Source organism: Chamaesiphon minutus PCC 6605 (assembly GCF_000317145.1).
Classification (GTDB): domain Bacteria; phylum Cyanobacteriota; class Cyanobacteriia; order Cyanobacteriales; family Chamaesiphonaceae; genus Chamaesiphon; species Chamaesiphon minutus.
Map to the genome: position 1 here is coordinate 2,245,820 of NC_019697.1, position 16,009 is coordinate 2,261,828.

General features: G+C 47.3%; 14 protein-coding genes. 12 read left to right on the forward strand and 2 right to left on the reverse strand.

Going from position 1 to position 16,009, the window contains the following annotated elements:
* Positions 1-173 precede the first annotated feature (173 nt).
* The 8 genes from CHA6605_RS10405 (at position 174) to CHA6605_RS10435 (ending at position 10,842) form a co-directional block, all read left to right on the forward strand.
* Positions 174-623 carry a hypothetical protein gene (locus CHA6605_RS10405; protein ID WP_015159419.1) on the forward strand — a complete coding sequence of 150 codons (450 nt, stop codon included), beginning with the start codon at positions 174-176 and terminating at the stop codon, positions 621-623.
* 108 nt (positions 624-731) lie between these two features.
* On the forward strand, positions 732-947 hold the full coding sequence (locus tag CHA6605_RS10410) for a hypothetical protein (RefSeq protein ID WP_015159420.1): 216 nt from the start codon (positions 732-734) through the stop codon (positions 945-947).
* Between the two features lie 73 nt (positions 948-1,020).
* Positions 1,021-1,170, forward strand: coding sequence for a hypothetical protein (locus CHA6605_RS34015; RefSeq protein WP_157259952.1), 150 nt, complete (start codon positions 1,021-1,023; stop codon positions 1,168-1,170).
* Between the two features lie 103 nt (positions 1,171-1,273).
* Complete coding sequence (locus CHA6605_RS10415; RefSeq protein WP_015159421.1) at positions 1,274-2,464, forward strand: sigma-70 family RNA polymerase sigma factor; 1,191 nt, start codon at positions 1,274-1,276, stop codon at positions 2,462-2,464.
* A 19-nt stretch (positions 2,465-2,483) separates the two neighbouring features.
* Entirely contained in the window at positions 2,484-3,665 is a 1,182-nt protein-coding gene (locus CHA6605_RS10420; protein WP_015159422.1) for a DUF1822 family protein, read from the forward strand.
* A gap of 18 nt (positions 3,666-3,683) precedes the next feature.
* Positions 3,684-6,062, forward strand: coding sequence for a CHASE2 domain-containing protein (locus tag CHA6605_RS10425; RefSeq protein WP_015159423.1), 2,379 nt, complete (start codon positions 3,684-3,686; stop codon positions 6,060-6,062).
* A 135-nt stretch (positions 6,063-6,197) separates the two neighbouring features.
* Complete coding sequence (locus CHA6605_RS10430; protein ID WP_015159424.1) at positions 6,198-6,968, forward strand: DUF928 domain-containing protein; 771 nt, start codon at positions 6,198-6,200, stop codon at positions 6,966-6,968.
* A gap of 223 nt (positions 6,969-7,191) precedes the next feature.
* Positions 7,192-10,842: a WD40 domain-containing protein gene (locus tag CHA6605_RS10435; RefSeq protein WP_015159425.1), complete on the forward strand. Its 3,651-nt coding sequence runs from the start codon at positions 7,192-7,194 to the stop codon at positions 10,840-10,842.
* A gap of 160 nt (positions 10,843-11,002) precedes the next feature.
* Here the strand turns inward: CHA6605_RS10435 and CHA6605_RS10440 are convergent, their stop codons facing one another.
* Positions 11,003-11,368: a hypothetical protein gene (locus tag CHA6605_RS10440; RefSeq protein WP_015159426.1), complete on the reverse strand. Its 366-nt coding sequence runs from the start codon at positions 11,366-11,368 to the stop codon at positions 11,003-11,005.
* A 555-nt stretch (positions 11,369-11,923) separates the two neighbouring features.
* On the opposite strand from CHA6605_RS10440, the gene CHA6605_RS10445 reads away from it, so the two are divergent.
* The gene (locus tag CHA6605_RS10445) at positions 11,924-12,391 is read left to right on the forward strand and encodes a hypothetical protein (RefSeq protein WP_015159427.1); all 468 of its coding nucleotides are present in this window, start codon (positions 11,924-11,926) and stop codon (positions 12,389-12,391) included.
* A gap of 75 nt (positions 12,392-12,466) precedes the next feature.
* On the opposite strand, the gene CHA6605_RS10450 is transcribed toward CHA6605_RS10445, so the two are convergent.
* Positions 12,467-12,748, reverse strand: coding sequence for a tetratricopeptide repeat protein (locus CHA6605_RS10450; RefSeq protein WP_015159428.1), 282 nt, complete (start codon positions 12,746-12,748; stop codon positions 12,467-12,469).
* A gap of 444 nt (positions 12,749-13,192) precedes the next feature.
* On the opposite strand from CHA6605_RS10450, the gene CHA6605_RS10455 reads away from it, so the two are divergent.
* The 3 genes from CHA6605_RS10455 to CHA6605_RS32865 all read left to right on the forward strand — a co-directional run bounded on the left by CHA6605_RS10455 (position 13,193) and on the right by CHA6605_RS32865 (position 15,912).
* Entirely contained in the window at positions 13,193-13,759 is a 567-nt protein-coding gene (locus tag CHA6605_RS10455) for a sigma-70 family RNA polymerase sigma factor (RefSeq protein WP_015159429.1), read from the forward strand.
* 11 nt (positions 13,760-13,770) lie between these two features.
* Positions 13,771-14,553, forward strand: a complete 783-nt coding sequence (locus tag CHA6605_RS10460) for an anti-sigma factor domain-containing protein (RefSeq protein ID WP_015159430.1) — start codon at positions 13,771-13,773, stop codon at positions 14,551-14,553.
* 915 nt (positions 14,554-15,468) lie between these two features.
* Positions 15,469-15,912: a hypothetical protein gene (locus CHA6605_RS32865; RefSeq protein ID WP_015159432.1), complete on the forward strand. Its 444-nt coding sequence runs from the start codon at positions 15,469-15,471 to the stop codon at positions 15,910-15,912.
* The last annotated feature ends 97 nt before the right edge of the window (positions 15,913-16,009 follow it).

The window sequence follows — 16,009 nt, forward strand, 5'->3', positions numbered from 1 at the left end:
ATATCTCAATTCTCACGCCAAGGTAGAGGTAATCGATCGATTGCCTCTACTTCAATTTGCTCATCGTCAACCATATCTTGGCTTCGTGTCGGGTCACACACACCTGCATAAACCAAAAATTCCAAACGTGTATCTCCTCACAAGCAAACATACACCATTGGAAACAAGGAATTATGAAACTTCTACACTCGCTCAAATCCGTTAAAGCTCTCGCGCTGGCTGTTGTAAGTGCTGCCACCATGATGAGTGCAAATCTGGCTCCAGCTATGGCACAAGTATTCGCACCCAACGCAACGATCTCGTTTTCTAATCAAGGCGGCTATGACGCAGAATACTTTGTCACAGGGCAGATTAAAACCGTTAACGGGCGAGTTCTCCGGAACATCCCCACCTTTCATACTCAAAACATGCTACTCTTTCAAAAACGATCGGTTTCCATCCCGATAAGTAAGGAAGAGATGCGGCAGGGAGGGCGGCGAATCGTCACCGTCACAGGTCGCATGAGTCTCAATCGCCAGGTCTTTATCCAACAATCCTTCCCCCTTATCAATGATATGTGTTTCGTGAACGACAAAACCTTCTTCAACCCCAGAGGCCAGATTGCGTCGGGTGCTTGTCCCTAGCCGCTCTTTTCACTGATAACTCATCGCTAGCAACTTGGGCTATTATCGTGAAATCCCCGTTAGCCAAGCTCGATCGATTAATGTTTTGTCCCAAATCTAAAAATTTCCATGAAGCTGAAGATCTCGATCTGGCGTGTGCTGGCGAGCGCCTGTATTTGCATCACACTGGCAACTTCTAGTGGATTTTGGAGCGACCTAGCCGCCGCCACTAGAACTGAGCCTGTCGTTAGGTTGGCACTCAATACCAGACCGAAACCCCAACCTTTAAACGGGCAAAATTTGCAACGATCGCTCGATCGAAATGATGTGGTTGATGTCATCTGACAGGTAGAATTGGGCTGGCAACTCGATCGCTGGTTGATTCAACCCGTTGCCGCAGACTTAAAAGCTCAAAAAAATGCTCAAAGGGGATTTAACATTTAAAAATAGTCCGATTTCTAGTCGATCGCGCGGCAGTTTACCATCAGAATTACAACCATCAGTCGATCGAGATTTGTCTCATCCTTACTATTGGGCGGCATTTACCACGATCGGCAATCCCTGGTAATACTCACATCTTACACTAACACATATTTACTATTAGTTCTGGCCGAGGATCGGCTATGATGAGATTAATATCTTAAATCTATACTTTCTGCTGGGTTAAAATCGTGCGTCAACGCAAAGATTTAATCGAGATATTTTCCGCATTTTTGCAATTTGAGGGCGATCGACCGACGCTATGGGCGATCGATCCGCGTTTGAATCGCAGTATGACAAAATCGATCGCGATTGAGCCGCGCGGTAGTGAGGATTTTTGGGCGACTTATTGGTTGCGGCAATATACCCAACATTTAGACGCAACTAATCCCGCACGGCGACAGCCAATCGACCATTTGTCGGCTTATTTACAGGAAACTTGTTTTTGGTCGGTGAGTCGAGTAATGCCCCGGATGGGTTCGACGCAGATGCAGTTATCCGATGGCTTTCAGGTGGCGATCGCTGACGTACCCAAGCTCTTAGCCGCCTTCGATGCCTCCAAACCATCGGGATTGAAGACTTATGCCAATACAGTCTTTGGCAATACTTTGCGGGACTATCTGCGCCAACGGCGAGAGGTGGATTTTTGTAGCGAGTGGGGACTGTTGCAGAAAATCAGTCGCAAACGCCTATTAGATGTCCTCGCCGCCAATAATTTCGATCGGTTGACGCGCGATCGGTATTATCTCGCATGGCAAGCTTTGACGACAAATTATAGCCCAGACAAATCGCCCAAACTCCGCACGCTGGCGGCTCCCACGCCTGAAATCTGGCAAGCGATCGAGCAGTCATACAACCGCTCTCGCCGAGACTTTCCCCACTTAACCGCCGCAACTGCCAAAGACATCGAAAAATGGTTGCTCGATGCAGCAAAAAAAGTCCGCAGCTATCTGTATCCCACCGTTAATTCGTTGAATGTGAAGAAGGGTGAGGATAACGATGCTGAATGGGAAAGCGATTTAGTTGGGAACGATCTCGAACCGATGGCACATCTAGAAGAGCAAGAAACTAGAGCCGAACGTCAAACCCAACAGCAGCAAATGGTTGAGGTCTTGCAGACGGCGATCGATCGGCTCGACGCACCTTCTCGCCAACTGCTGAACCTGTATTATCGCGATCGGGCGACCCAACAACAGATCGCCCAACAGCTAGACATGCCACAATACACTGTCTCCCGAAAACTCTCCAAAACGCGGGAAACTTTACTCAAAGCGATCCTCGTCTGGGGACAAGCCACTTTGCATATTTCGCCAACTTCAGACGTGATTAATTCTATCAGCGCACTCCTGGAAGAGTGGCTGGAATCAGTTTTTAACCGCTAGAACGTCTAGGAGAATCGTCATGAGCCAGCTTATCCCCATTTCCCAACTCGCATTACCTATTCCCGCATCGTTGAGTGAGCTGGCTTGGGAACAGGCTCAGGCAGATCGATCGATCTCCGCGACCTGGAATGTTTATCTCAACCGCATCGCCACCGAATTACTGACTGAATATGTCAGAGCAGACTTTCCCGATCTGCGCGATCGATCGGCGGATAATCTGTGGCAATTTGTTAATGGTAGCGGATTGGAACTCAATGGCAAACGACTGATGCTCTTGCCATCTAAAGCGATCGATCATAGCGAACTCGAAATTCCCCAGGAATGGGTCGATATTCCCGCTCTGGCTGGCGATTATTTCCTGGCGGTACAAATCGATCCCGATGCCGAACTGCTGCATTGTTGGGGCTATACAACCCACCAGATGCTCAAATCGAAAGCGCGATACGACCCGATCGATCGCACTTACCATCTCGACGCATATCATTTAATTGCCGATGTCTCTGGATTGTGGGTGATCCAACAACTCAATCCGCAAGAAGTTACCCAAACGGAAATCGCCCCACTGCCTACTGTAGAGGCCGTTCGGGCGGAGAATCTACTGCAACGCTTGGCATCTGTCCCCAATCCTCGCCTAGAAATCCCGTTTGAATTGTGGGGCGCATTAATTAGCAATCGCGCGTGGCGACAGCAATTAGTCGCACTCCGTCAGGGTGAAGTTGACCCCCAAACTAATGTCACTACCGCCGTCAATCGACTCAGCGGTTGGCTGCAAAATGTGTTTGCGTCGGGTTGGCAAGCGGTTGAAGATTTCTGGGGTGAGGATGCCCAACTCGGATTGGCATTTCGGCAATCGGAGGCACCCACGTCAACCATGCGCCGTGTTAAAGCGTTGCAGTTGCCCGATCGCGTGTTATTTCTGCTGTTATCGGTGGCACCAGCAGCGGACGATTCTCTTTCAGAGCGGCTACGCCAACGCTTGGAGATTCAGGTACAACTGCGCTCTGACAATCTCAATGCTACCCTACCTGCGGGTTTGACGTTGGAGCTGTTGTCTAGTGAGGATGAGGTGATGCGATCGGTGACGACTCGCGATCTGGATAATGCGATTGTGTTGCCACGATTTCGCTCGACATTAGGGATGGAGTTTAAGCTGCAAGTGCGATCGGGGGAGGTGACTTTGTGCGAATCTTTTGTGGTGTAGGGGAGAGGCAATCGAACGATGGAAAGGTTGCTAGTACTGAATTTGGGCAGTGGGGATCTTCAGACGGGGGTGCCGAGTATCATCGCGCAGCTTTGGGATGAGGGGACGGCGCAGCCGATGCAGATTGCGGGGAGTTTGCCCGCGATGCCGGAATTAGGGCGATTGAGGGGGCAGTGGCAAACTTTATATTTCGCGCTCTATACCCATCTAGGGTGGCGAAGAGCGGGCGATCTGCGTAACTTTGAATTCGATGAGGTCGAGGAAGTTTCACATATCTCTCAGGCCGAATTTGATGCAGTTTGTCAGCAATTACGATCGAGCTTGAATCAGTGGTTGAATTCTGATGGGTTCGGGCAGATCCAGCGGCGGATTAGGACGCATCTGAGTCCCGCCGATCGGATTCGGATCGCGATCGCCGCTAACGAGTCGAGTTTATTACAGTTACCGTGGCATTTATGGCAACTTTTGGAAGATTATCCGACGGCAGAAATCGCCCTAAGTCCGGCGGAATACGCCCGTTCGCGTCCGGCTAGTCTGGAGGTAAAATCGGCACGGGTTAAAGTATTGGCGATTTTAGGTAACAGTCAAGGAATCGATGTTGCGGCCGATCGTCAGATCCTCTCCCAACTGCCCCAAGCCGAAATCGAATGGTCGATCGAACCTACTAGCGAACGGTTGCAAGCACAGCTTTGGGAGCGGCAATGGGATGTGTTATTTTTTGCCGGACATAGTTCCAGTCAGGAGCGCGGTTGCATCCAAATTAATGCCACAGAAACGCTGACGATCGAGCGGCTCAAGTATGGCTTACAACGGTCGATCGCCAACGGTTTGAAACTAGCGATCTTCAACTCCTGCGACGGTTTGGGACTGGCGCGAGATCTCGCTGACTTACGCATTCCCCAAACAATCGTCATGCGCGAACCCGTACCCGATCGCGTGGCACAAGCATTTCTGAAGACATTTCTGCAAACCTTTGCCGCTGGAAGCTCTCTATATGCCTCCGTGCGGGAGGCGCGAGAAAAATTACAACTATTAGAAAGTGAATTTCCCTGTGCCACTTGGCTGCCAGTCATCTGTCAAAATCCCGCCGAACCTGCCGTGCGGTGGGCGGATTGGTGTCAGCCAGAGATCGCCGCGTTACCGCCATCCACTCGCCCTTGGCAACGATCGCTATCTCGCTCGTTACTCGCGATCGCCATTGGGAGTGCGATCGGCAGCGGACTGACACTAGGAGCCAAATACCTCGGTTGGCTGCAACCATTAGAACTAGCGATTTACGATCGCCTGATCCAATCCCGCCCGATCGAACCCACCGATCCGCGCTTATTAGTCATTACCCTCACCGATGCAGATGTCCGATCGCAACGCCGTCAAACCGCATCGGGATCGATATCCGATCGATCTCTAGACAAACTGCTGCAAATCCTCGATCGCGCCAAACCCAGTGCGATCGGGCTAGATATTTATCGAGACTTTACCAGCGAATTACCATCGCTCAAATATCAGTTATCAAACAACGATCGACTCATTACCATCTGCAAACGTCCCGATGTCCGAGACGATCCTGCTGGCGTGGCTCCAGCCCCAGAAGCACCCTCCCAAGCCGTCGGCTTTAGCGATTTCGTGCGAGATTACGACAGCGCAGTGCGACGACACCTAATTGCAATGGATGCCCAATCTACCTCCCAATGTCAATCGGGGAATGCCTTGAGTACCCTGCTCGTCATGCGATATTTAGCAGATCGCCAAATTCCGATCGAATTCTCGCCCCAAAGCCTACACCTGGGCAAACTCCAGATTGCCCCCCTAGAAGAGAATGCAGGCGGGTATCACGCCCAAGATGCTCAAGGACTGCAAATCATGCTCAATTATCGCCGTACCGCCCAGGGTATTGCCCAAACCGTCACCTTAGAGCAAGCTCTGTCTGGAGATCTCCCCGCCACCGCCATCAAAGATCGCATCATTCTCATTGGTTCGGTAAATCCCAGCAGCAACGATTTTTGGACGACACCATTTGGTGCGGGCTTCTCCCAACAACAGCCTGGTGTCTTCATCCACGCCCAAATGGTCAGCCAACTCCTCAGTGGAGTCCAAAACGATCGCCCACTACTATATCCAGTTAAATTACCACAATTAATTCTCCTGTCGATCGGCAGCGCGATCGTTGGTGGATCGATCGGTTTAGTCAACCAGCGATCGATCCGTTGGCTGTTATTAGGTGGTACCTCGATCGCCATCTACACCACCGCAAGTCTAACCCTAAATCACGGTATCTGGCTCCCCGTTGGCGTTCAAATGCTCTCCCTTGCTAGCACATCACTATTAGTTTTTGGCACTCGATCGATTGCCCTGCCCACAAAAATACAAGTCGCTCGTTATGGGAGTGCCAACGACTAGAAGTCGTGGCTAGTGATGCAAAGTCCGCCTACGCGGACTAGGAAAGTCAGTCCGCGTAGGCGGACTTTGCATCATGAGCAGCGGTTTTAACCGCTGAGATCGTAACTAACAACTTAAAAACACCACTATTCCACAATGAAACCTAACCATCACCGCTTAACCATCGCCCTCCTCCTGGCGATCGCCACCACTCTCACCTTTCCCACCATCACCCCCACCCAAACCCCTAAACCCAAACCCACCCTCAAAATCCGCTGGAAACCCCCCATTCCCCCCAGCACCCTCGGCATTCCTGGCAATCGCGCTCAAGGTGGCGGCACCCGTAGTGGTTGCCACTCCTATCGCGGCATTACCGCCCTCGTCCCCCTCTCACCCCAAAAAATCCACTGGGGACAAACCATAAGCGATCGACCTACCATCTGGTTAAATGCTCCCCAAGGACTGACAAAAGACTTACCGATCGAGATTTCCGTGCGCTCGGCAAATGGCAATCCCATCGCCAAACAATTATTGACGATCGCCAATAACATCTCTGCTGGTGCAGTCAGCATCACATTCCCCCCAGATGCCACCCTAGAAGTCGATCGCACCTATCGGTGGGAAGTCGCCTTCTACTGCGATACCGACGAGCGGATCGATCGTCCCTTTGTCATCCAGGGCAAAATTAACCGGATTACCCCACCCGCCAAACTAGAAACTGCCACATCTACCCTCGATCGCGTCCAAATCCTCGCCGAAAATGGCATTTGGTACGATGCGATTTCCACCCTCGGTACTCAGCTCCGCCAAAACAAAGATCGTCAACTAACAACAGCTTGGGCGGATTTACTCAAAGCCGCTAGTGTCAGAGGGAGCAATTTAGTTCGAGATTGCTGTCAATTCGATCTCGTCGGAACGCCACGATAGCTTAAAGTTTCAAGTCAATTACCCCTGCATAAACCCAAACTTCCGAACGTGTTGTGGTTGTGCGATCGATCTGATTCAGTGGTGAGAGAAAACAACATTGTGCTAACTGGAAGTGAAAAAAAACTAATGGTAACAGGAGATCGGATCGGCAACCTCGATCCCGATCTGATACGATCGGATCGATCGCAACAGTTGACGTTACTTGTGTCGATCGCCTGTGCTTATGACTCCCGATGAAGCTCTGGAAATCTTGGATGGGTTGCTCAAACCCAAAATTTTGACGCAGATCCAAGAGTTTGTCTTGCGGCAAACTTGGGCGGGAGATAGCTATGCGGCGATGGCAGATCGATCGGGCTATGATGAAGACTACATCAAAGAGGTCGGTTCGCGGCTGTGGAAGCTGTTGAGTCAGGTGTTGGGGGTAAAGGTAACTAAAAACACTTTAACCTCTGCCTTTGGGCAATATGGACGCGGATTAGCAGAACCAACAGCAACCCCGATTGTCGTCAATCGATCTATTTCGCCAAACCAGCAACAACCAGCGACACAGATCGACTGGGGCGAAGCAATGGAAGTGTTCGGCTTTCAGGGGCGGGAACTGGAACTCCAACAACTTCAGGATTGGATTGTGCCGATTAATGATGATGTACCTTCGAGATTAGTAGCGATCTTGGGGATGGGAGGAATTGGCAAAACTGCCCTGACAGTAAAACTAGTCGAACGGTTGCAGCATAATGGCTACGAACATATTATCTGGCGATCGCTTCGCAATGCGCCACCTTTAACTAACATACTCGCAGATTTACTCCAATTTTTCCGCGATCGGCAGCAGCAATCAGATCGTGGTGCAAAGGGTGTCTCAGCGCAGATCGCCGAACTGATCCAATATCTACGTCAGTCCCGCTGTGTGGTGGTATTAGACAACGCGGAATCGATTTTACAGGGCAAAGAGCGGGCGGGAATTTATCGTTCGCGTAGCGTCTCCAGTGGAGAAACGGGTTATGAGGAGTATGGGGAATTATTGCGACAGTTAGGAGAGATTCGTCATCAGAGTTGTGTCATCTTAACCAGTCGGGAAAAGCCCAGGGATATTGCTTTATTAGAAGGGGAAAATAACGTTGTCAGATCGCTCGCGCTGACAGGGATCGACGATCGATCGGCACAAACGATTATGGAACAACGAGGCATATCAGCGACAAACCCAAATCGATGGCAAGATTTATCCCGAAACTACGCCGGAAATCCCCTTGCCTTAAAAATGGTCTCGGCGATGACGATCGAGCTATTTGGGGGTAGTTTAGAACAGTTTCTGGCTCAAATTGAAACGGAGAATAGTAGCCTATTATTCGATGATATTCGGGACTTATTGCAGCAACAATTCAATCGATTGTCGGAGTTGGAGCGACAGGTAATGTATTGGCTGGCAATCGAGCGAGAATTTGTCCCACTCACCGAAATTCAGCAGGATCTAACTTCTGCTCGCGATCGGCAACACTTACCAGATATTCTCCGCTCTTTAAGCAGACGCAGTTTAATTGAAACTGCAACATCTACTCAAGGGATGAATTTTTCTCAACAGCCTGTGGTGATGGAATACGTTACCGAGCGGTTAATTAATAATGTATGTCAGGAAATTAGGGAAGATAAGATCGGTAAATACCTGCAAAATTACGCGCTACTAAAAGCGACTGCTAAAGATTATATTCGGCAAACTCAAGCTCGATCGATTGTCGATGAAATTATCAATCGTGTCTCTTTATCCAAAACCCAACTCGCAGCCAGATTAAGAGCAATTATCGTTACTTTACCCCGCCAACAGAGAGATTATGTTGCCGGAAATCTATTGAATCTGCTCGTGCGTTTGGGTGCCGATCTGAGTGAGTTAGATCTGTCCGATTTGTGTGTGTGGCAGGCATATTTAAAAGAAACCAATTTGCACCGCGTTAATTTTACCAATACCGATCTCGATCGATCTGTCTTTGCCGATCGCTTGGGGAGTTTATTGTCCATTGGCTTGAGTCCCGACGATCGAGTGCTGGCAACAGGTGATACCAATGGTAATGTCAATCTGTGGCAATTAGCCACCGGACAACTGTTACGGCAGATTAAAGCACACAACAACTTAGTGTGGTCGTCGATATTTAGTCCCGATGGTAGCAGCTTGGCGACTTCTAGTGAGGAATCGATCGTCAAATTATGGGATGTCGCCACGGGTGAATGTCGGCACATATTGATGGAACATACCGCTTTTTTTCAGATCGCCATCCATCCCAACAATCGGCATCTAGTCACTGGGAGTGACGATCGGACTGCAAAATTGTGGGATCTAGCTACGGGTGAATGTTTGCGAACCTTTGTCGGACATCCAGCGCAAATTAAATCGATCGAGATCGTCGGTACCGATCGCCTGATTACTGGGGGGGTGGATGGAACGCTCAAACTGTGGGAGCTAGAGACGGGAGTGTGTTTGTGGACGCAAGCGGCACACCTAGAGGAAATTAACTCGATCGCCACTCATCCTCACGATCGTTCAATTGTTACAGCAAGTTCCGATCGCACCCTCAAAATTTGGGATCTAGCAACGGGAAACTGTCTGCAAACTTGCAGCGGACATCGCGATCGCATCCTTACTTGTGCGATCGATCCCGCAGGCACACTATTAATCAGTGGAGCTACAGACAGTACAATTAAGCTCTGGGATCTGGCGACGGGAACTTGTCTGAAAACATTGACTGGACATACTGCCTGGGTAACATCGATCGCCTGGACTAGTGACGGACAAACGATCGTCAGCGGTAGTATGGATCGGACCATCAGGGTGTGGCAGATCTCCACAGGGCAATGTATTCGGACGATTCAGGGACATGGCAATATGGTGAGAGCAATTGCCTGGAATACCGCTGGAGACAAGGTGGCCGGGGGTGGAAGCGGTCATACAATCGGCATTTGGGATCTAGCCACTGCCACCTGTTTGCAAACCTTCTGGGGGTCGAAGATCTGGATTTGGTCGTTAGCATTTTTACGGCACACCGATAATGCAACTTCAGAAATCTTAGCTGCTGCCAGTTTTGAGGAAGATATTCGGTTGTGGAATACTGAAACGGGCACTCTGAAAGCAGCGATAACAGACGATCGGTGGAATACGGTCGTCACAGTCGATCGAGCTTACCAACTAATCGCGATCGGTGGCTACACTGGCAAAGTGCGACTGTGGGATCTCAAGACCGATCGATTATTACAGACGATTGAGGGACTACATAGTGGGATAATTTGGGCGATCGCGTTCCATCCCCAGGCACCTTTATTAGCCACGGGTGGTATGGAGAATTACGTCCATCTCTGGGATTTTCAGACCCAAGCTTGTCGCAAATTATTAGGACACGATCGGAGAATCGAGTCAGTAGCCTTTAGTGCCGACGGTAGATCGATCGCTAGTGGGAGCGCGGATGGTACGGCGAAGGTATGGTGCGTAGATACGGGTGCATGTTTGATGACTTTTCGCGGACATCGCGATTGCGTTTATGGAGTTGCTTTTGCACCCGATTTTAATGACGCAGGCGGCGCGATCTTGGCTACTGGTAGCGGTGACAGCACGATTAAACTATGGAATGTGGCTACGGGTAATTGCACTATGACTCTAACTGCACACACCGATATTGTTTCATCGATCGCATTTTGTCCCAATCCGGCTACTCCTTATTTATTAGCCAGTGGTAGTTACGATGAAACGATGAAAATTTGGGATATTCGCACTGGCGATTGTCTCCAAACTTTGCGACCCGATCGACTGTATGAAGGGATGAAAATTAGTGGCGCAAAGGGTTTAACTACCGCTCAGAAAATGGCTTTGGAACTTTTAGGGGCGATCGGGTAGTCGATCGCCGCCGCAACCGCCAAGGCAATTAGGACAGATTAGGACAGCGATTGAAACCGCCGCCTTAGTATCTAACCGAACCGTATTGTGGTATGTCCTAACCGCGTTGGCGACTGCTAGATCGGATAAGTCTAGCTTCCGTAGTCAATGCAACATCAATTTACTTGGTAATACACACGGCATTGCCGTTTATAACGCACATCTGTTTTGTAGCACACAAATTGGCATTGCCACCTTCAAGTATTTTTCCGCCTAAAAATGAGCATTCGTCAGCAAGTATATTACTCGTATTGATAACGGGAGGTTCTTTGACAACGGGAGGTTTTTTCTCGATCCCAGGTCGTAGCAAATCGTTCACTTTGGTAGCGGGATTAGCCACTGATGTCGAGCCAGCAAATGCCGCATCCGTTGCACCCAGGAAGATCCCAATTAGCAACAAGCAAGACAACAAGACATTTTTCCGGCTCAACAATCTGGACTGTTGTTGAACGTTAACTCTAACAACAAAATTAGCAATAGGTTTCATTGTGATTTTTCTCAATGATGGTAAGTTAAATCCTCGTGTCAAAAATCTGACATTTTGAAGGTAAATCTTTGACAGTTACCTTTAGTACGGAGGACACAGTAAATTGGATTTCACAACTTTGCAAGTTACCAAGCAAAAAACCTTATGAGAGGGTGGCTGAAAAGCACAGATCCAATCCCCCAGCCCCCTTAAAAAGGGGGAGGAAGAGTCTTAGTCCCCCTTGAAAAGGGGGATTTACAACCTAGGATCGTGCAAATAAAACTTTTCAGACACCCTCTGAGATAACACACCCTACTTTCACGAAAAATCAAGCTTTTGAGATATAAATTTTCTGGGCGTTGCTGAATTGATATATAAAATCCACAGGCAATTTAGGGTAGGGGCAATTCACGAATTGCCCCTACCTTGAATTTCATGTGCTGCTTAAAAAATAAATCATCTCCAGATTTAGCAACGCCATTTTCTGACATCAGATTTTCAAATCCAATCTGATGTCAGATCCGTACTAAGGATAACAGCGCATAAAAGACACTAATCCTTCACCACACTAAAACCATGAAACTTCATTCCCTACTTTTACCGCTACTAGCGGTTCCCATTCTCTCGATATCACTTCCTGCCAAATCCGAACCGTCGCTTATCCCCAACATCAACATCAACATCAACCCACAGCAAGTTGATGAAGTTGTCGATTTTGGCACCCGCAGTGTTAATGAACAAGTAAATCAAAAAGCATTCAAAATCGACGTTCAAGTTCCACTCGGTCATACCAAATTTGTCGTTACGCCACCGCAGCCGTTTAATCTGAACACTCACAATGGTCAGATCGACACAAATCGTCGCGGTGAAATAGAGGCAAGCCTAAATTCAAGCGGATTAAGTGCTGGAGCACATCAAAAAGTTGTTACGATTTTAACCGAGAAAAAGTTAATAATTAAGCGAGTTTTACTGAAAGTAAAAATTGTCCCTAGCAGTACTACTCCTGGTTTTCCAAATGGCGAAGATCCTCGTACAAAACCCTAAAAACTTACCAATAGGATCGAATAAATGTAAACTAATCTTTCAGATCTAATCTGAAAAAAATCCAGGGGAACACTTTTATCCCAAGAGATCGCGCCACTGTTTGAATAATTGATTGTGGGGTTGGAGATCGATCGCCCGATCGTAATCGACGATCGCGCCTGACAGATCTCCGATCTGCTGCCGAAAGTTTGCCCGCTCTGCATACAAATAAGCACAATTTGGATCGGTGGCAATTTCTCGATCGATCCAATCGATCGCCCCAAAAATATCGCCATTCTCCATGCAAGTATAAATCCGATCGGCAAGATGATGTCGATCGAGATCCAATCTGATGTTTCGATCTGGATGGTTTTCCATAGCGATCTATAAAGGTGAAGCGCATCTTGCTGTGATTCGGGGTGTATAGAGATTAAGTCTAATATTTCCTTAAAGTATTAACAGTAAGAAAAAGTTAGATAAAGTCAGTTATTTGGTTGCCCTAAAACTGAATTTGAATTCTGAAAACAATTTGGAAAGGTGGGAAAAAGTCATAAAAAGTGAGTTATTTCAGCTCCATCCGATCTCACTTGTGGGTACAAGTCAAGATTTTCAGAAATCAGATTTTGCTAAGAAGATTGACTGAAAACATTGCTCGGCTTTGCTGTGAGTCGATCGCTCGGCTTTGCTGTGACATCTAGTCTCGATGGTTTCCAAAATACAACACTTTTACTGACTTTTTCTTACTGTGCAATCTCAGGTGCTTGAGTAATATAAGAACCAGCTAGAACCTAGCTAAATTATTATTTATTTAGGACTAATCGGATGAGCAAAATTCATTTCGATCCTCCCGATGCTGACTTAATTGCTAGTTTGCATCAAGGGAACAAAAATGCTTTAAGTGTTTTATACGATCGCTATGGGGGTTTAGTGTACACTTTAGCCCTAAAATTACTCGATCGTCCTGATGAAGCCGAAGATCTCACCCAAGACATATTCTTGAGCTTTTGGAAACAGGATAAATTCGATCCCAGTCGTGCTAAGTTAAGTAGCTATCTGTGCTTACTGACTCGATCGAGAGCGATCGATAAGTTGCGAACTCGGCAGAGCGAACAGAAATCGCTGCAAAGATTCCAACAAAATATCATTCCCGAAACCGATCTACCGACTCCATTAGATTCAGTAAGTCTTGCTGAGGAACGAGCTATCGTTCGGGAGTCTCTAGCTTCATTAAGCGATCGTCAAAGACAAATTCTCGAATTAAGTTATTATCAAAACCTCAGCCAATCAGCGATTGCCACACAACTCGATCTACCAATAGGTACTGTCAAAACTCATGCACGGCAAGGACTAATTAAATTACGTCAACTGTTGCAATCGCAGATTGGTTAAAGGAGAAACCTATGAGTGTCCCAATTTCGGAAGAAGAAAAAATGTTAGCGGCTGGCTATGTATTAGGAGATTTAGACACTTTAGAAACTAGAGAATTTGAATCTGCGCTGAATAACAACCCCGCTTTGTGGGCTGAAGTATATGCGCTCCAAGCTGCCTTTAACAAAGTGCCTGAATGCTTGCCCCAAATCGATCCACCACTGGCATTAAAAGCCAAAATTATCGAGTCTTTCGATCCTAATTTGTCAAACTCCAGTCTAACTGTCAATCTCCCCCAGCCGACGGTAAACGAAGTAACTCCAATCCCTAAAAAAGTGTTGACATGGAGCAGAGCATTAGCAGGAATTGGATTGTGTCTTGCTGGATTTTTATCATTTGATAATTTTAATTTGCGGCAACAATTACAATTTGCCCAACAGGTAGATCGAGAGGAATTAGCAAGTGTATTAAGCCAACCTAAAAGTCGGCTACTTTCCTTGAGCGATCGATCGGATCGAGTAGTGGGAAAAGTGTTATTTACACCTGGAAACTGGCAGCAGGTAATTGTATCAGCCAAAAATCTCCCACCATTACCTGTCGATCGAGTCTATCGGATGTGGTTGGAATTAGCTAATGGACAAGTTATTCCTTGCGGTGAATTCAAAACCGACAATAGCGGCAGCATATTTATTAAGTTAAATGCTAAACAAAAGCCACCAGCAGGTGTCAAAGCTAAGGGTGTGTTTGTGACGATCGATCGAACTATCGATCCACTCGAACCAATAGGGCAAAGAGTAATTCAAGGCACCATTTAACTAAATCATAACTCACATTTACAGGCTTTTTTAAGCAGCATGTGAGAAAATTATCGATTTTTTAGATTTTGCTAAATCCAATTCGCTGCTACCTCCGTACTATAGATAATAGCAAAGAAAGGATGATAAAACGAGCTTCTATCTTTGCTATTAGATTAGTAAATTATGATTAAGTATTCTTAATGAATACTCATAGATCGATCGCCAATCTTGTCACTCGCTATTTCAGACTGACTAAGTAGCTAGGCACAAACATTTATTAGATCTAAATCGCCTGAAACATAGATGGTTGGCATTGCCCACCCTAATCAGTATCTGAAGTGGTTGAAACCAATCCTCGCTTGTAAATTACTTTTTCAATCGGAATAATCTAACAATTAAGATCGGAAAGGCCAATCTTTTCCGTTGGCATAGCATTTTAGAATGAGAATCGTCAACAGCAGATCTTTTCCGATCTTTTCCGATCTTTTCCGATCGTTAACAGCAGGTTTTTACCGATCTTTTCTGGCTGTCAAACCATTTGTGTGAGCTTATTCTAAAAGACATGGAGCAGGTTAACACTTTCCTCCTTATCTAACCCACAATTACAACAGGAACGATCGTGATGAAATTCTTCAAATCTTGTCTCAACCTCACATTACTAAGTTTATTAACTTGCACTGGATTGGCTGCTCCAGTATTAGGGGTGCCCCTGTCTTGATTTGCTTTTCGCGTCGGGAAACCCGATGGGCGCAAATCGCTTGTGGGTACGCTCAGATACAGGGCTTTAGGTACGAGAGAGCCGATCGTTTAGAGCGATCGATCGATTACTGTCGAAGAACAAAACAAACTTTTTTTCACCGACTGTGCATAAACCCAAAATTCCGAACGTGTATCTTTTCACAAGCAAACATACACCATTGGAAACAAGGAATTATGAAACTTCTACACTCGCTCAAATCCGCTAAAGCTCTCGGTTTTGCTATTGCAAGTGCTGCTAGCATGATGACCGCAACTGTTGCTCCAGCTATGGCACAAGTAGCACCCAACGCAACTATCTCTTTCTCTAATCAAGGCGGCTATAACGCAGAATACTTTGTCTCGGGGCAGATTAAAAGCTTTGATGGGCGCGTCCTCCGCAACCTATCCACATTTCATAGCCAAAACATGCTACTGGGTCAAAAACGAGCGGTCTCCTTCCCGCTGACTACCCAAGAGATCCGGCAGGGGGCGGCTCGATTCGTCACCGTCACAGGCCGCATGAGCCATAATCGCCAGGTCTTTATCCAAAAATCCTTCCGCCTCGACAATAATACGTGCTTCTTCAACGACCAAACCGTCTTCAACCCCAAAGGTAGTTCTCGCCCAGGTTCTTGCTAATTTCAAATCGCGATCTGCCATCTTCGGACTGAGTGGCTCGATCGAGATTCTCGATCGAGCTTTTTTACCGAAATAAATAGCTATTTTCTAATCTAAA